At 69.0% G+C, this 17,328-nt stretch carries 13 protein-coding genes and 1 tRNA gene; 10 read left to right on the plus strand and 4 right to left on the minus strand.

What is annotated here, in order from left to right:
• Positions 1-385 precede the first annotated feature (385 nt).
• Positions 386-3,112 (minus strand): DNA polymerase I, encoded by a 2,727-nt coding sequence (polA, locus tag ACWCPI_RS03390; RefSeq protein ID WP_451036501.1) that lies wholly within the window; start codon positions 3,110-3,112, stop codon positions 386-388.
• 226 nt (positions 3,113-3,338) lie between these two features.
• Between polA and ACWCPI_RS03395 the strand changes: the two genes are divergently transcribed.
• The 8 genes from ACWCPI_RS03395 to ACWCPI_RS03430 all read left to right on the plus strand — a co-directional run bounded on the left by ACWCPI_RS03395 (position 3,339) and on the right by ACWCPI_RS03430 (position 13,197).
• Complete coding sequence (locus ACWCPI_RS03395) at positions 3,339-5,618, plus strand: FdhF/YdeP family oxidoreductase (protein WP_451036502.1); 2,280 nt, start codon at positions 3,339-3,341, stop codon at positions 5,616-5,618.
• Between the two features lie 69 nt (positions 5,619-5,687).
• The gene (locus ACWCPI_RS03400; protein ID WP_451036503.1) at positions 5,688-6,176 is read left to right on the plus strand and encodes a hotdog fold thioesterase; all 489 of its coding nucleotides are present in this window, start codon (positions 5,688-5,690) and stop codon (positions 6,174-6,176) included.
• Between the two features lie 143 nt (positions 6,177-6,319).
• On the plus strand, positions 6,320-6,499 hold the full coding sequence (locus ACWCPI_RS03405; RefSeq protein WP_451036504.1) for a hypothetical protein: 180 nt from the start codon (positions 6,320-6,322) through the stop codon (positions 6,497-6,499).
• Between the two features lie 993 nt (positions 6,500-7,492).
• Complete coding sequence (locus ACWCPI_RS03410; RefSeq protein WP_451036505.1) at positions 7,493-8,722, plus strand: branched-chain amino acid ABC transporter substrate-binding protein; 1,230 nt, start codon at positions 7,493-7,495, stop codon at positions 8,720-8,722.
• 113 nt (positions 8,723-8,835) lie between these two features.
• Complete coding sequence (locus ACWCPI_RS03415) at positions 8,836-9,765, plus strand: branched-chain amino acid ABC transporter permease (protein ID WP_451036506.1); 930 nt, start codon at positions 8,836-8,838, stop codon at positions 9,763-9,765.
• A 23-nt stretch (positions 9,766-9,788) separates the two neighbouring features.
• Positions 9,789-11,600 carry a branched-chain amino acid ABC transporter permease gene (locus tag ACWCPI_RS03420; RefSeq protein WP_451036813.1) on the plus strand — a complete coding sequence of 604 codons (1,812 nt, stop codon included), beginning with the start codon at positions 9,789-9,791 and terminating at the stop codon, positions 11,598-11,600.
• A gap of 5 nt (positions 11,601-11,605) precedes the next feature.
• Positions 11,606-12,484: an ABC transporter ATP-binding protein gene (locus tag ACWCPI_RS03425; protein ID WP_451036507.1), complete on the plus strand. Its 879-nt coding sequence runs from the start codon at positions 11,606-11,608 to the stop codon at positions 12,482-12,484.
• A complete protein-coding gene (locus ACWCPI_RS03430; RefSeq protein WP_451036508.1) occupies positions 12,481-13,197 on the plus strand; it encodes an ABC transporter ATP-binding protein in 717 nt (238 codons plus the stop codon). The genes ACWCPI_RS03425 and ACWCPI_RS03430 overlap by 4 nt, the downstream gene beginning before the upstream one ends.
• Positions 13,198-13,277: 80 nt before the next feature.
• Here the strand turns inward: ACWCPI_RS03430 and ACWCPI_RS03435 are convergent, their stop codons facing one another.
• Positions 13,278-13,937, minus strand: a complete 660-nt coding sequence (locus ACWCPI_RS03435; protein ID WP_019756116.1) for an ANTAR domain-containing response regulator — start codon at positions 13,935-13,937, stop codon at positions 13,278-13,280.
• A 100-nt stretch (positions 13,938-14,037) separates the two neighbouring features.
• Here ACWCPI_RS03435 and ACWCPI_RS03440 point away from each other — a divergent pair.
• Together ACWCPI_RS03440 and ACWCPI_RS03445 are read left to right on the plus strand one after the other, a co-directional pair.
• Positions 14,038-14,112: transfer RNA gene (locus ACWCPI_RS03440), tRNA-Leu, on the plus strand.
• A 104-nt stretch (positions 14,113-14,216) separates the two neighbouring features.
• Positions 14,217-14,963: a helix-turn-helix domain-containing protein gene (locus ACWCPI_RS03445; protein WP_451036509.1), complete on the plus strand. Its 747-nt coding sequence runs from the start codon at positions 14,217-14,219 to the stop codon at positions 14,961-14,963.
• Positions 14,964-15,009: 46 nt separating this feature from the next.
• Here ACWCPI_RS03445 and pyk read toward each other — a convergent pair whose 3' ends face one another.
• Positions 15,010-16,446 (minus strand): pyruvate kinase, encoded by a 1,437-nt coding sequence (gene pyk / locus ACWCPI_RS03450; protein WP_451036510.1) that lies wholly within the window; start codon positions 16,444-16,446, stop codon positions 15,010-15,012.
• A 165-nt stretch (positions 16,447-16,611) separates the two neighbouring features.
• Complete coding sequence (locus ACWCPI_RS03455) at positions 16,612-17,325, minus strand: SIMPL domain-containing protein (protein ID WP_451036511.1); 714 nt, start codon at positions 17,323-17,325, stop codon at positions 16,612-16,614.
• Between the last annotated feature and the right edge of the window lie 3 nt (positions 17,326-17,328).

The following is a 17,328-nucleotide window of genomic DNA, read 5'->3' on the forward strand; positions in this document are numbered from 1 at the left end:
ACGAGGTGTGTGAGCGCCGCGCACTCGTGTCTGCCCGGCCGGTGCCTGCTGCGCGGCCGCGGGCGCGCTGTGGCGGGTCGCGCAGTTCCCCGCGCCCCTGGGGGGTTTCAGTCCGGCTTCTGAAGGGGTCAGCCCGATGCCGGGACGGCCAGGGCACGGGGGGGCTGCCCGGTGCTGAGCGCCTGGGGCTACGAGGTGTGTGAGCGCCGCGCACTCGTGTCTGCCCGGCCGGTGCCTGCTGCGCGGCCGCGGGCGCGCTGTGGCGGGTCGCGCAGTTCCCCGCGCCCCTCGGGGGCGTCACCCTGTCCGCTCCCTGAGCAGGTGACGGCGATGCCGGGCCGGTCGGGGACCTGGCCCGGCATCGGGCAGTGGCTGTGCCGCCGAACTAGTGCGCGGCGGACTCCCAGTCGGCGCCCGCGCCCACCGAGACGCCCAGGGGGACCCGGAGGTCGACCGCGTTGGACATCTCGCGGCGGACCAGGTCCTCGGCCGCCTCGCGTTCGCCGGGGGCGATCTCCAGGACGATCTCGTCGTGGACCTGGAGGAGCATGCGGGAGGTGAGGTCCGCCTCGCGCAGGGCCCGGTCCACGTTGAGCATGGCGATCTTGACGATGTCGGCCGCCGTGCCCTGGATGGGGGCGTTCAGGGCCATGCGCTCGGCCGCCTCGCGGCGCTGGCGGTTGTCGCTGTTGAGGTCGGGGAGGTAGCGGCGGCGGCCGAAGAGGGTCGCCGTGTAGCCCGTCGACCGGGCCTCGTCCACCGCGCGGCGCAGGTAGTCGCGGACCCCGCCGAAGCGCTCGAAGTAGGCGTCCATCAGCGCGCGGGCTTCCGCGGCCTCGATGTTCAGCTGCTGGGAGAGACCGAAGGCCGACAGCCCGTAGGCCAGGCCGTACGACATCGCCTTGATCTTGCGGCGCATCTCGGCGTCCACCGCGGCGGGCTCGACGGCGAAGACCTGGGAAGCGGCCGTGGTGTGCAGGTCCTCGCCCGAGGTGAACGCCTCGATCAGGCCCTCGTCCTCGGACAGATGCGCCATCACACGCAGCTCGATCTGGCTGTAGTCCGCCGTCATCAGGGACTCGAAGCCCTCGCCGACCACGAAGCCGCGGCGGATCGCCCGGCCCTCGTCGGTGCGCACCGGGATGTTCTGCAGATTCGGGTCCGTCGAGGAGAGGCGGCCGGTCGCCGCCACCGTCTGGTTGAACGTCGTGTGGATACGGCCGTCCGCCGCGATCGTCTTGATCAGGCCCTCGACGGTGACGCGCAGCTTCGCCTGCTCGCGGTGGCGGAGCATGATGACCGGCAGTTCGTTGTCGGTCTGGGTGGCGAGCCAGGCCAGGGCGTCGGCGTCCGTGGTGTAGCCCGTCTTGGTCTTCTTCGTCTTGGGCAGGGCGAGTTCGCCGAAGAGGACCTCCTGGAGCTGCTTGGGCGAGCCCAGGTTGAACTCGTGGCCCGCCGCCGCGTGCGCCTCCTTCACGGCCTGCTGCACGGCGCCCGCGAACATCTGCTCCATGGCCTCCAGGTGGGCGCGGTCGGCGGCGATGCCGTGCCGCTCCATGCGGGCCAGCAGGGCGGAGGTCGGCAGCTCCACGTCCCGCAGGAGGTCCGCGGCGCCGACCTCCTCGAGGCGCCCGGCGAAGGCCTCGCCCAGGTCGAGGACGGCGCGGGCCTGGACCATCAGTGCCTCGGCCTCGGCGCCGTCGTCCGTGCCGAAGGCCAGCTGACCGTCGGCCGCGGCGGCGGGGGCCAGCTCGCGGTGCAGGTACTCCAGGGACAGCGCGTCGAGGTCGAAGGAGCGGCGGCCCGGCTTGACCAGGTAGGCGGCGAGCGCGGTGTCCATGCGCACGCCGTCGATGCTCCAGCCGTGTTCGGCGAAGACCCGCATCGCGCCCTTGGCGTTGTGGAAGACCTTCGGCTTGTCGGCGTCGGCCAGCCAGGCCGCGAACGCCTTCTCGTCGGCCTCGTCCAGCTGCGACGGGTCGAACCAGCAGGCCGCGCCGTCGGCCGCGGCGAGCGCGACCTCTGCGACCGAGCCGGCGCCCAGTGCCCAGGCGTCGACGGTGGCCACGCCCAGGACCTCGCCGCCACGCTCCGCCAGCCAGGGGGCCAGCTCGCCGGTGCCGAGCACCGCGCCGTCCAGTTCCACACCGTCGGTGGAGATCGGGGTGGCCTCGGCCTCCTCGGCTCCGGGGTCGACACCGAAGAGCCGCTCCCGCAGGGAGGGGTTACGGATCTCCAGGGTGTCGAGGATCATCGCGACGGCCTTGCGGTCGTACGGGACGCGCGCGAGGTCGGCGACGGTCTTCGGCAGCTCGACGCCGCGCTCCAGCTCGGTGAGCCGGCGGTTGAGCTTGACCGACTCCAGGTGGTCGCGCAGGTTCTGTCCGGCCTTGCCCTTGACCTCGTCGACGCGCTCGACGAGCTCGGCGAACGAACCGAACTGGTTGATCCACTTCGCGGCCGTCTTCTCGCCGACGCCCGGGATGCCCGGCAGGTTGTCGGAGGGGTCGCCGCGCAGGGCCGCGAAGTCGGGGTACTGGGCGGGCGTCAACGCGTACTTCTCGAAGACCTTCTCCGGGGTGAACCGGGTCAGCTCGGAGACGCCCTTCGTCGGGTACAGCACCGTGGTGTGCTCGCTGACCAACTGGAAGGAGTCGCGGTCGCCGGTGACGATCAGCACCTCGAAGCCCGCGGCCTCGGCCTGGGTGGCGAGCGTGGCGATGACGTCGTCCGCCTCGAAGCCCTCGACCGCGAAGCGCTGGGCGTTCATCGCGTCGAGCAGCTCGCCGATCAGCTCGACCTGGCCCTTGAACTCGTCCGGGGTCTTGGAGCGGTTCGCCTTGTACTCCGTGAACTCCTCGGAGCGCCAGGTCTTGCGGGACACGTCGAAGGCCACCGCGAAGTGGGTGGGCGCCTCGTCACGCAACGTGTTGGCCAGCATCGACGCGAAGCCGTAGATCGCGTTCGTGGGCTGGCCCGTCGCCGTCGTGAAGTTCTCCGCGGGCAGCGCGAAGAACGCACGGTAGGCCAGCGAGTGCCCGTCCATGAGCATCAGGCGGGGCCGGCTGCCGCCGGGGGTGCTGTCGGTCTGCTTCGATGCTGTCTCTGCCACGCCCCCGATCCTGCCACGCCCCACTGACACTCGGTCCCCGTCGGGGGTCACCGCCGCCGCGGAGGACGGCGGGCGGCGGCAGGAGCGGGCCGTACGACGTGGGCACCCGGTGTCCGGCACCCCTCTCCCGCACCGTCCCGGCGGGCTCGCCCGCCCCCGGCGCTGTCCGTGGCACGTGCGAGGATCGGAGACGTACCTCACACGTGTACACGAAGAGGAGTGCGCGATGGCCAGCAAGCCGCCCAAGGGTGATCCGGTTCAGGACGCGCCGCAGATCGCCGAGCCCAAGCATGCTGCCGCGGGGCTGCCTGCCATCGGGCACTCCCTGCGCATGGCGCACCAGCAGATGGGTGTGAAGCGCACCGCGCTGACGTTGCTGCGGGTCAACCAGAAGGACGGCTTCGACTGCCCGGGGTGCGCCTGGCCGGAGCCCGAGCACCGGCACAGGGCGGAGTTCTGTGAGAACGGCGCCAAGGCGGTGGCCGAGGAGGCGACGCTGCGCCGGGTCACCCCGGAGTTCTTCGCCGCGCACTCCGTCGCCGATCTCGCGACCCGCAGCGGCTACTGGCTCGGGCAGCAGGGCCGGCTCACCCACCCCGTGTACCTGCCGGAGGGCGGCACCCATTACGAGCCGGTGACCTGGGAGCGTGCCTTCGACATCGTCGCCGAGGAGATCACCGCCCTGGGCTCCCCCGACGAGGCCGTCTTCTACACCTCCGGCCGCACCAGCAACGAGGCGGCGTTCCTCTATCAGCTCTTCGCGCGCGAGCTCGGCACCAACAACCTCCCGGACTGCTCGAACATGTGCCACGAGTCGTCGGGGTCGGCCCTGTCCGAGACCATCGGCATCGGCAAGGGCAGTGTCCTGCTGGAGGACCTCTACAAGGCGGACCTGATCATCGTCGCGGGACAGAACCCGGGGACGAACCATCCGCGCATGCTCTCCGCCCTGGAGAAGGCCAAGGCGGGCGGGACGCGGATCATCACCGTCAACCCCCTGCCGGAGGCGGGCCTGGAGCGGTTCAAGAACCCGCAGACGCCCAAGGGCCTGATGACCGGCGCCGCGCTCACCGACCTGTTCCTCCAGATCCGCATCGGCGGCGACCAGGCGCTGTTCCGTCTGCTCAACAAGCTGATCCTGGAGACGCAGGGCGCCGTCGACGAGGAGTTCGTCCGCGAACACACCCACGGCTACGAGGAGTTCGCCGAGGCGGCCCGCGCCGCCGACTGGGACGAGACGCTGACCGCGACCGGCCTCACGCGCGCGGACATCGAGAAGGCCATGGCGATGGTCCTGGCCTCGCGACGCACGATCGTCTGCTGGGCCATGGGCCTCACCCAGCACAAGCACTCCGTGCCGACCATCCGCGAGGTCGTCAACTTCCTCCTGCTGCGCGGGAACATCGGCCGCCCGGGCGCGGGCGTGTGCCCGGTGCGCGGCCACTCGAACGTGCAGGGCGACCGCACGATGGGCATCTTCGAGCGGCCCGCGCCGGCCTTCCTGGACGCCCTGGAGAAGGAGTTCGGGTTCGCGCCCCCGCGCGAGCACGGCTACGACGTCGTAGGGGCCATCCGCGCGCTGCGCGACGGTGAGGCGAAGGTGTTCTTCGCGATGGGCGGCAACTTCGTGGCCGCGACGCCCGACACGGACGTCACCGAGGCGGCGATGCGGCGGGCCCGGCTGACCGTGCACGTGTCGACGAAGCTCAACCGGAGCCATGCCGTCACCGGGGCCCGCGCGCTGATCCTGCCGACGCTGGGCCGCACCGAGCGCGATCTGCAGGGCAGCGGCGAGCAGTTCGTGACCGTCGAGGACTCCATGGGCATGGTGCACGCCTCCCGGGGCCGTCTGGAGCCCGCGAGCGCGCACCTGCTGTCGGAACCGGCCATCGTCTGCCGGCTGGCACGACGCGTGCTGGGTGAGCGCAGCGCGACGCCCTGGGAGGAGTTCGAGAAGGACTACGCGACGATCCGGGACCGTATCGCCCGTGTGATCCCGGGCTTCGAGGACTTCAACGCGCGCGTGGCCCGCCCCGGCGGCTTCACGCTCCCTCACGCCCCGCGCGACGAGCGCCGCTTCCCGACGGCCACGGGCAAGGCCAACTTCACCGCGGCGGCCGTCGAGTACCCGAGGCTTCCCGAGGGGCGGCTGCTGCTGCAGACCCTGCGGTCGCACGACCAGTACAACACCACGATCTACGGCCTGGACGACCGTTACCGCGGCATCAGGAACGGCCGCCGGGTCGTCCTGGTCAACCCCGAGGACGCTCAGCGGCTGAACCTCGCCGACGGCTCGTACGTCGACCTGGTGGGCGAGTGGAAGGACGGCGTCGAGCGGCGGGCGCCCGGCTTCCGGGTGGTGCTCTACCCGACGGCCCGGGGCTGCGCGGCCGCCTACTACCCGGAGACCAACGTCCTCGTGCCGCTGGACGCCACCGCGGACACCAGCAACACCCCGGCCAGCAAGTCCGTCGTGGTCCGTCTGGAACAATCGGCGACCGACTGAGCGTTTGCTCAGCCGACGTCACCCGATGGTCACGTCACCGACTGGTCACGACGAACGGAGCCGGGCCCCATGGGCGAGCAGCAGCACGTGAAGTTCCCGCAAGAGGTCATCGACGAGTACGCCGCGCTCGGCGTCGACCTGCCGGCCCTGTTCTCCGCCGGGCACCTCGGCACCCGCATGGGCGTGCAGATCCTGGAGGCGTCGGCCGAGCGCGTCGTCGGCACCATGCCGGTGGAGGGCAACACCCAGCCGTACGGCCTGCTGCACGGCGGCGCCTCCGCGGTCCTCGCCGAGACGCTCGGGTCGGTGGGGTCGATGCTGCACGCCGGCAGCTCGAAGATCGCGGTCGGCGTCGACCTCAACTGCACCCACCACCGCGGCGCCCGCTCCGGCCTCGTCACCGGAGTGGCCACTCCCCTGCACCGGGGCCGCTCGACGGCGACGTACGAGATCGTGATCAGCGACGAGCAGGGGCGGCGGGTGTGCAGCGCACGACTGACCTGCCTGCTGCGGGACGTGAACCCCAGCGACGAGGAGCGCATGCGGAACACGGACTGATCCTGCGCGGACTCGTCCGCGCAATGCGCCCCGACCGCCCGGCGAGGCGTCCGGGTCCACCAGCCTTCCTGAGCCACCGCCGCTCCGAGAGCCCGGCGGCGACGGCCGGCCCGCCCGCCCCAGGGGCGAGGGAGGCGGCGCCCGTGAGGCTGCTGCGGACCGACGTGGCCGCGGTGCCCGGACACCGGCACGTCGACGCACTCCCGGTCGGCAAGATCCTCGCCGATCACGGGCGCCGCGGCGGCACCCTCGCTTCGCCCGCACGCACACCGCCGCGGCCGAATGCACTCGACGCCAACGCCCTTGTGTTTTCCGGCCGTTGAACTGGAGCGCCGAGCGGCATACGGTCGGGACATGACGACGGGAGAGGCCCGACGGACGGGGGTGACACCCCAGCCGATGCCGCCGACCGCCGGCCCGGCGTCCGGATACGGCAGCCGAGCCACGGGCTCCGGGCTCCGGACCCGGGCACGACGAGACCAGGACCGGGCGGGTCACCGACTCGCCCGTCCCTGCGGCGACTTCGCCCGCGCGGCCGCGCACCCTGACCACGGCGGACGGTCGCGCGGAACGCCGACCGCCGACACGTACGGCGCCCTCCGGCACGTACGGCGGCCGCCGACACGTACGGCGACCCCCGCCCGCGGCGACCCCCGCCCGAAGGACCTCTGCGACGGCCGCCGAGCCTTGCTCCGCGGGGACCCGGCCCCGGCCCGGCCGGAACGCCTGCGCGAGGACGGACGGGCGGCCGGCCGCCCGCGCGCCCCTGGGGGCACGGGAGTTGCGCGAGGAACGGCACCGAAACGGCGAGCCGACCGGAGGGCCATGGGACTGAGTGCCGTAATCCGCAATTCCACTTTCGTGGCCCATACACGAAAAGGCCGAGGAAAGCCGAGCACCTTTCCCGTCCGTAACTCTGCGTAATACAGGCGCAATACAGACCCCGGGTGCTTCAGCTTGGAGCCCCCCACCCGCGAACCCCCGAAGAAGCTCAGGTAGCCTTCAGCAACGACCGCGGTAATCACCAAAACCCGTGAACACTCGTGAAGAAGCTACGCGCGAACGCTGCGAGTTCTCACTATGTGGACAGGGCGAATCGGCCTGAAATCCGCTCTTCCCCCCACCGAGTACCGCTCTGCATTACCTCGTGTCATAACAAGAGCGTCACAGCCTTCGTCAGGCCCTCCTCCATGTTCCCTTCACCCGCTTAGAGTCACCGCCAGTCACCGAGCCACCGGATTCGAAGCCACTTCGGCCCCGCGCTCGACTCGGCGCGTTCCACGGGGAGCCGCCGTGCCAGGGAAAGGACCTGATTCGTGCGTCAACGTTCGATCATCGCCATAACCGCTGCACTCGCGGCGGGATCGCTGACACTCACGGCGTGTGGGTCGCGTGACGAGGGCGGCAACAGCAGCAACGGCGACAAGACCACCGTGGTGATCGGCCTCGACGCCCCGCTGACCGGCGACCTGTCCGCACTCGGCCTCGGCATGAAGAACTCCGCCGACCTCGCCGCCAAGACCGCCAACAAGGAGGAGTTCGTCAAGGGCGTCGAGTTCAAGATCGAGCCCCTCGACGACCAGGCCCAGCCCTCCGTCGGCCAGCAGAACGCCCAGAAGTTCATCAGCAACAAGGACGTCCTCGGCGTCGTCGGCCCGCTGAACTCCAGCGTCTCCCAGCAGATGCAGAAGCCGTTCAACGACGCCGGCCTGACCCAGATCTCGCCCGCCAACACCGGCACCGAGCTCACCCAGGGCGACGGCTGGAAGACCGGCAACTCGGTCCGCCAGTTCAAGACCTTCTTCCGCACCGCCACCACGGACGAGATCCAGGGCGCCTTCGCCGCCGACTACCTGTACAACCAGGCGAAGATCAAGAAGGTCTACCTGATCGACGACCAGAAGACCTACGGCGCCGGCCTCGCCGCCTCCTTCAAGACGAACTTCACCAAGTTCGGCGGCAAGATCGTCGGCACCGACCACATCAACCCCGACGACCGCGACTTCAACGCCGTGGTCGCCAAGATCAAGAAGACCGGCGCCGAAGCCCTCTACTACGGCGGCGAGTACCCGGCCGCGGCCCCGCTGAGCCAGCAGCTCAAGGACAGCGGCCAGAACATCCCGCTCATGGGCGGCGACGGCATCTACTCCGGCGAGTTCCCCAAGCTCAACAAGAAGGCCGAAGGCGACCTCGCCACCTCCGTGGGCGAGCCCGTCGAGAAGCTCGACTCCGCCAAGACGTTCATCAAGAACTACGAGGCCGCGGGCTACGAGGACGACTACGAGGCCTACGGCGGCCTCACCTACGACGCCACCTGGGCCATCATCGAGGCCGTCAAGCTGGCGGTCGAGGGCAACGACGGCAAGCTCCCGTCCGACGGCCGCAAGGCAGTCCTCGACGCCATGGCGAAGGTCAAGTTCGACGGCGTCACCGGCCCCATCTCCTTCGACGAGTTCGGTGACACCACCAACCACACGATGACCGCCTACAAGGTCAAGAAGAACGCGTGGGCGCCGGAGTTCAGCGGCGAACCCAAGCTGGGCTGAGCAGAGGACGAGTAAAGAACCCTCCCCCATCACACATTGATCCAGGCCGCGCGGGACGCCCACCAGCGCTCCCGCGCGGCGCCATATCCGAACCACTCCACGGAGGCCCTGCGGTGAACGAACTGCCGCAACAGCTGGCCAATGGACTCATCCTCGGCGCGATGTACGGACTCATCGCGATCGGCTACACGATGGTCTACGGCATCGTCCAGCTCATCAACTTCGCCCACGGCGAGATATTCATGGTCGGGGGCTTCGGCGCCCTCACCGTCTGGCTGATACTCCCCGAAGGCTTCGCCCTCGGCGCCGCGATCCCCCTCATGATCCTCGCCGGCGTCGTCGTCTCGGTGGCCGTCGCCACCGCGGCGGAACGCTTCGCCTACCGGCCACTGCGCAGCGCGCCACGCCTGGCACCCCTCATCACCGCCATCGGCCTGTCCATCGTCCTCCAGCAGGCCGTATGGATGTGGTACCCCGACGCGAAGAAGGACCAGCCCTTCCCGCAGTTCGAAGGCGGCCCCATCGACATCCTGGGCGCCAACGTCCAGCGCGGCGACCTCTTCGTGCTGATCGCCGCCCCGCTGTGCATGATCGCCCTCGGCCTCTTCGTCAACAAGACGCGCTCCGGCCGCGGCATGCAGGCCACCGCCCAGGACCCCGACACCGCCAAACTGATGGGCATCAACACCGACCGCATCATCGTCATGGCCTTCGCCATCGGTGCCGCGTTCGCCGCCATCGCCGCCGTCGCCTACGGCCTGAAGAACGGCCAGGTCGGCTTCCGCATGGGCTTCCTGATGGGCCTCAAGGCCTTCACCGCAGCCGTCCTCGGCGGCATCGGCAACATCTACGGCGCCATGCTCGGCGGCGTCGTCCTCGGAGTCGCCGAGTCCCTCGCCACCGGCTACATCGGCGACATCCCCGGCATGGAACTCTTCGGCGGCGGCGCCTGGAAGGACGTATGGGCCTTCAGCCTGCTCATCCTCGTCCTCCTGTTCAGGCCACAAGGCCTGCTCGGCGAACGCGTCTCGGATCGGGCGTGATACCCATGACCACCGAAACCCCCATGGAAAAGATCACCGACACCCCCAAGGTGTCCACCGCCCCGGCCACCCCGATCATCCCGATCCCCGCCGCCGCGGCACGCACACTCGCAGTCGCCGGCTCCGCCCTCGCCCTCGCAGGCACCTTCCTCGCCTGGACCTGGACCGAGGACTTCCCCGGCAACCTCACCGTCACCGGCTACCCCGGCGGCCTGCAGGTGCTCACGCTCGTGGGAGCACTGCTCACCCTGCTGTTCGCCCTCTCCGGCTACGGGATCCGCGGCCTCGGCTGGCTCACCCCCGGCGGCAAGAACAGCCCCGTCCTGCTCGCCGCCCTCGGCGTGTTCGGCACCACGGGCTACGCCATCGGCGCCATCAGCTACGAACTCGGCGGCCTCGTCAACCTCGAACCCGGCGCCTGGGTCTCCGGCATCGGCGCCCTCGTCGCCCTCATCGGCGCCCTCGGCCTCCCGGTCGACCAGCCCTACGGCGCCGACGACCCGACCCCCAGCCTCTGGGGCCGCATCCGCCACTCCCTCAGCGCCCCCGAGCCCGGCCGCGCCAAGGACCTGCCCTCCTGGGCCGAAATCCTCATCATCGCCGCCGGCTTCGGCGTCGGCCTGTACGTCTTCGCGTACGGCATCGGCACCGAGTACTCCGAACTGTTCATCGGCTTCCTGATCGTCACGGCCTTCGGCTTCACCGCCGTCACCCGCGCCGGCCTCCTCAAGCGGCTCTCGCACCTCACCGCCAAGCACCGCAACGTCGCCATGACAGCGGCCTTCGTCGCGGCGATCTGCTTCCCCTTCACCCAGACCAACGACCAGTTCGCCCTCATCGGCGCGAACATCCTCATCTTCGCCACGGTCGCCCTGGGCCTCAACGTCGTCGTCGGCCTCGCCGGCCTCCTCGACCTCGGATACGTCGCCTTCCTCGGCGTCGGCGCCTACGCCGCCGCCCTGGTCTCCGGCTCCCCGCAGTCGAGCATCGGCGTCGAATTCCCGTTCTGGGCAGCGGTCCTCACCGGTGCCGCCGCCTCGCTGATCTTCGGCGTGGTCATCGGCGCCCCCACCCTGCGACTGCGCGGCGACTACCTCGCCATCGTGACGCTCGGTTTCGGTGAGATCTTCCGCATCACCATGAACAACCTGAACGGCAACAGCGGACCCGACGTCACCAACGGCTCCAACGGCATCCCCAACATCCCGGACCTGGAGATCTTCGGGTTCAACCTCGGGCTGCCCCACGACGTCCTGGGCACCGAACTCACCCGCTCCGGCAACTACTACCTGCTGATGCTGCTGTGCACGGCCATCGTCGTCCTGGTCTTCCGCCGCTCCGCGGAATCCCGCATCGGCCGCGCCTGGGTCGCCATCCGCGAGGACGAGACCGCCGCCACCGCCATGGGCATCAACGGCTTCCGCCTCAAGCTCCTCGCCTTCGCACTCGGCGCCTGCCTCGCCGGCCTCGCCGGCACCGTCCAGGCCCACGTGTCCTACAGCGTCACCCCCGAGCAGTACCAGTTCGCCGGCTCCGTACCGCCGAACTCGGCCTTCCTGCTCGCCGCCGTCATCCTCGGCGGCATGGGCACCATCAGCGGCCCCCTCATCGGCGCCGCGCTGCTCTACCTCATCCCGGCCAAGCTCCAGTTCATGGCGGAGTACCAGCTGCTGCTCTTCGGCATCGCACTGATGCTGCTGATGCGCTACCGCCCCGAGGGCCTCGTCGCCGACCGCAGGAAGCAGCTCGAATTCCACGAGACCGGACAGCTCGACGTACCGGAGGACAAGCCATTGCCCGAAGGCGCGACCGGCGTCGCGAAGGCAGGGGCGTGACCGCCATGACCACCACCACGACAACACCCACCAGCACCACAGTGCTCGACGCAAGCGGCGTCACCATGCGCTTCGGCGGCCTCACCGCCGTACGCGACGTCAACCTCACCGTCAACACCGGTGAGATCGTCGGCCTCATCGGCCCCAACGGCGCCGGCAAGACGACCTTCTTCAACTGCCTCACCGGCCTCTACGTGCCGACCGAGGGCAAGGTCGCCTACAAAGACACCGTCCTGCCGCCCAAGCCGCACCTGGTCACCCAGGCCGGCATCGCCCGCACCTTCCAGAACATCCGGCTCTTCGCCAACATGACCGTCCTGGAAAACGTGCTGGTCGGACGACACACCCGCACCAAGGAAGGCCTCTGGTCGGCCCTCCTGCGCCTGCCCGGCTTCAAGAAGGCCGAGGAGGAGTCACGAGCCCGGGCCATGGAACTCCTGGAGTTCACCGGTCTCGCCGCCAAGGCCGACCACCTCGCCCGCAACCTGCCCTACGGCGAACAGCGCAAGCTGGAGATCGCCCGGGCACTCGCGAGCGAGCCCGGTCTGCTCCTCCTCGACGAACCGACCGCCGGCATGAACCCGCAGGAGACCCGGGCCGCCGAAGAGCTCATCTTCGCCATCCGCGACAAGGGCATCGCCGTCCTCGTCATCGAGCACGACATCCGGTTCATCATGAACCTCTGCGACCGAGTCGCCGTGCTCGTCCAGGGCGAGAAGATCGTCGAAGGCCCCGCCGAAGTCGTCCAGGCCGACGAACGCGTCATCGCCGCCTACCTCGGCACACCCTTCGAAGGCGCGCCGGGCAAGGAGGAAGCCGCCGAGGTCGAGGCCGCGGAGGCCGACGCCGAGGCGCAGAGCACCACAGAAGGGGACGACAAGTGACCGCACTGCTCGAGGTCGAAGACCTCAGGGTCGCCTACGGCAAGATCGAAGCCGTCAAGGGCATCTCGTTCAAGGTGAACGCGGGCGAGGTCGTCACCCTCATCGGCACCAACGGCGCCGGAAAGACCACCACCCTGCGCACCCTGTCCGGCCTTCTCCAGCCCGTGTCCGGCGACATCAGGTTCGACGGCAAATCGCTGAAGAAGATCCCCGCCCACAAGGTCGTCTCACTGGGACTCGCCCACTCCCCCGAGGGGCGGCACATCTTCCCCCGCATGACGATCGAGGACAACCTCCGCCTCGGCGCCTTCCTCCGCAACGACAAGGAAGGCATCGAGAAGGACATCCAGCGCGCCTACGACCTCTTCCCCATCCTCGGAGAACGCCGCAGGCAAGCCGCGGGCACCCTCTCCGGCGGCGAGCAGCAGATGCTCGCCATGGGACGGGCACTGATGTCCCAGCCGAAACTGCTCATGCTCGACGAGCCCTCCATGGGCCTCTCCCCGATCATGATGCAAAAGATCATGGCAACCATCCAGGAACTCAAGTCCCAGGGCACCACCATCCTGCTCATCGAGCAGAACGCCCAAGCCGCGCTCTCCCTGGCCGACCACGGCCACGTCATGGAAGTCGGCAAGATCGTCCTCTCCGGCACCGGACAGGACCTCCTGCACGACGAATCCGTACGCAAGGCGTACCTCGGCGAGGACTGAGCACCCGCTCACACGAGTGAGGCCCGCGCCCCCCTCCCGGGGACGCGGGCCTCACCCATACCAACGGAAAGCACCCGGCGTCAGCCGCCCTTGGCCGCCTTCTTCTCCTCGGCGTCCTCGATCACGGCCTCCGCCACCTGCTGCATCGACATCCGCCGGTCCATCGACGTCTTCTGGATCCACCGGAACGCGGCCGGCTCGGTCAGACCGTACTGCGTCTGCAGAATCGACTTGGCACGATCCACCAGCTTGCGCGTCTCCAGCCGCTGAGTGAGGTCAGCGACCTCCTTCTCCAGCTCCTTCAGCTCCGTGAACCGCGACACCGCCATCTCGATCGCCGGCACCACATCACTCTTGCTGAACGGCTTCACCAGATACGCCATCGCACCCGCGTCCCGCGCACGCTCCACCAGATCCCGCTGCGAGAACGCCGTCAGCATCAACACCGGCGCGATCGACTCCTCGGCGATCTTCTCCGCCGCCGAAATACCATCCAGCTTCGGCATCTTCACATCGAGGATGACAAGGTCCGGCCTGTGCTCACGGGCCAGCTCCACAGCCTGCTCACCATCACCGGCCTCACCGACGACGGTGTACCCCTCTTCTTCGAGCATCTCTTTCAGATCGAGCCGGATCAGCGCCTCGTCCTCGGCGATGACGACACGGGTCGTCAGCGGAGGCACGTGCGACTTGTCGTCGTCGGGCGCGTCTACGGGCTGGGGCGACTCGGGGGCGGTCACGGGGGCTCCTCGTTCAGGGGCAGGGGTACTGCTGACAAGAGCGTACCTAGCTGCGGTAAGGTAGGTGCGCGAGGGGTTGCACTTATCCTTCTTTTCTAAGGCCCCAGTACTCCAACTGGTCAGAGAGGCCGCTCTCAAACAGCGGACAGTGTGGGTTCGAATCCCACCTGGGGCACTTTCCTTCGATTCCACGGATGCCACAAAAAGTGGAAGTTCCCGTTCTCGTGAACATCGCCTCTTTGTTGCGTGTCGCCCGGATCACTCTCACAGAGTGTGCACATGTACGACCTCAGCACACGCAAGCGAGCACTGACCCTGGTGGAACAAGGGCGAAGCCTGAACTCCATCAGCAAGGAGACCGGAATATCCCGGGCGGCGATCCGCTCCTGGCGGCACCGTCTGGAGCCCCTGCCTCGCATGACTACCCCCGATCCCGGGCCACCCGCCGACAACCGCGCGTACGCCTATCTCCTTGGCCTCTACCTCGGTGACGGCTGCATCAGCGCGCACCCACGTGGCACCGGTTTCTACCTCCGCATCGCGTGTGCAGACACCTGGCCCGGCCTCCTGCGCGAATGCCGCGATGCCATCACGAAGGTTCGTCCCGGCATCCGCGTCCACGCCCTGCAGAAGGAGGGATACGCGATGGTGACCAGCTACTCCCGGCACTGGCCCTTCCTCTTCCCTCAGCACGGTCCCGGCAAAAAGCACGAGCGCGCCATCACCCTCGTACCCTGGCAGCGGGGAATCGTCGACGCACACCCATGGGAATTCGTCCGAGGCCTCATCCACTCCGACGGCTGCCGTGTCATCAACTGGACGACGCGCCTCGTCGCAGGCGAGGAGAAGCGCTACGAGTATCCGCGGTACTTCTTCACCAACCTGTCGGGCGACATCATCCGTCTCTTCACGGAGACGCTGGACGCCGTAGGGGTCCAGTGGAAACGTGCGAACGACCGCAACATCTCCATCGCCCGCAAGGACTCCGTAACCCTCATGGACACCCACGTGGGCCCCAAGCACTGAGCACCACCGAGGGCCCCTCCTCGGTCGAAGAGGGGCCCCGCATGCGCTACTCGGGCCTGTCGTCCTCCCCGATGTGATGCACCCGCACCATGTTCGTCGAGCCCGAGACCCCGGGCGGCGAGCCCGCCGTGATGACGACCGTGTCGCCCTTCTTGCAGCGGCCGTACTTCAGCAGCAGCTCGTCCACCTGGTCGACCATCGCGTCCGTCGATTCCACGTGCGGGCCCAGGAACGTCTCCACGCCCCACGTCAGATTCAGCTGCGACCGAGTGGCCGGTTCCGGGGTGAAGGCCAGCAGGGGGATCGGGGAGCGATAGCGGGAGAGGCGGCGGGCCGTGTCGCCGGACTGGGTGAAGGCGACCAGGAACCTCGCGCCCAGGAAGTCGCCGATCTCGGCCGCGGCGCGGGCGACCGCGCCGGCCTGGGTGCGGGGCTTGCTGCGTTCGGTCAGGGGTGACAGACCCTTGGCGAGGAGGTCCTCCTCGGCCGCCTCGACGATCTTCGCCATGGTGCGGACGGTTTCGATGGGGTACTTGCCGACGCTGGTCTCGCCGGACAGCATCACCGCGTCGGTGCCGTCGATGACCGCGTTCGCCACGTCCGAAGCCTCCGCCCTCGTCGGGCGGGAGTTGTCGATCATCGAGTCGAGCATCTGGGTGGCGACGATGACCGGCTTGGCGTTGCGCTTGGCGAGCTTGATCGCCCGTTTCTGGACGATCGGGACCTGTTCCAGCGGCATCTCCACGCCGAGGTCGCCGCGCGCGACCATGATGCCGTCGAAGGCGGCCACGATGTCGTCGATCGCGTCGACGGCCTGCGGCTTCTCCACCTTGGCGATCACCGGGAGGCGGCGGCCTTCTTCGTCCATGATGCGGTGGACGTCCTCGATGTCGCGGCCGGAGCGGACGAAGGACAGCGCGATGACGTCGAAGCCGGTGCGCAGGGCCCAGCGCAGGTCGTCTTCGTCCTTGTCGGACAGGGCGGGGACGGAGACGGCGACGCCGGGGAGGTTGAGGCCCTTGTTGTCGGAGATCATGCCGCCTTCGACGACGGTGGTGTGTACGCGTGGGCCGTCGACGGAGGCGACTTCCAGGGTTACTCTGCCGTCGTCGACGAGGATGCGTTCGCCGGTGGTGACGTCGTCGGCGAGGCCGGCGTAGGTGGTGCCGCACTGGTGGCGGTCGCCTTCGGTGTCCTGTTCGACGCTGATGGTGAAGGTGTCTCCGCGTTCGAGGAGTACGGGGCCTTCGGTGAAGCGGCCGAGGCGGATCTTCGGGCCTTGAAGGTCGGCGAGGATGCCGACGCTGCGGCCGGTCTCGTCGGAGGCTTTGCGCACGTGCTGGTAGCGCTGCTCGTGGTCGGCGTGGCTGCCGTGGCTGAGGTTGAACCGGGCGACGTCCATTCCGGCTTCGACCAGTGCCTTTATCTGGTCGTAGGAGTCGGTGGCAGGGCCCAGGGTGCAGACGATTTTCGCTCGGCGCATGTGTCGACTCTATGACTTACCGGCGGGTAGAGGATTGGGTGGGCGTGTCGGCCCAACAACCTTTGCATGAAGGGTTGTTGACAAGTGTTGAAGTGTGCGGCGGGGCGCTCCGATGAGCGATTCGCAGTACCCCGCCGGGGTGTTCCGGTGTGGGTGGCGTGGTTGTCACAGGCGGGGTGGTGCCATGGTGAATCGTGCGTTCACTTGGGCGTGGACGTGTTGCCGTTGGGGTTCGAGGTCGAGTGGGGCGGCGGTTGAGCTCTCCGCGGCGGCGTAGGCCATGGAGCGCATGCGGCCGCCGGGGGCCGGCGGGAGGGGTGGGGTGTTCTCGGCGCCGATGTCGGCGAGTTCCACCAGTGCGGACAGGGTGGTTCCCAGTGCCTCGGCGTATTCCCGGGCGCGTTGCACTGCTTCCCGTACGGCTTGCTGCCTGGCTTGGCGGTGGGCGGGTGAGTCGGGGCGCAGGGCCCACCAGGGGCCGTCGACGTGGGTGAGTTCCAAGTCGGCGAGTCGGGTGGTGAGTTCGCCGAGTGCGGTGAAGTCGGTGAGTTCGGCGGTGATGTGGACGCGGCCGTGGTAGGCGTGGACGCGTTCGCCGCGGCCTTTGTCCTTGAGTTCGGGGCTGATGGAGAAGGCGCCGGTTTCCAGGCGTTCGACTGCGTCGCCGTAGGTCTTGATGAGGTCGAGGACGGTTGTGTTGCGGCGGGTGAGGTCGTCGAGGGCGGTGCGGCGGTCCTTGCCGCGGGCGGCGACGAGGACGCTGATGTGGGCGATCTCGGGGTCGACTTCGAGGTGGGCTTCGCCGCGGACGGCGATGCGGGGGGCGTCGGGGGTGCCGTAGGGGACGGCGGGCGGCTGTTCCTGTGTGGGCGCGGTCATACG

This window comes from Streptomyces sp. NPDC001920 (assembly GCF_053594495.1).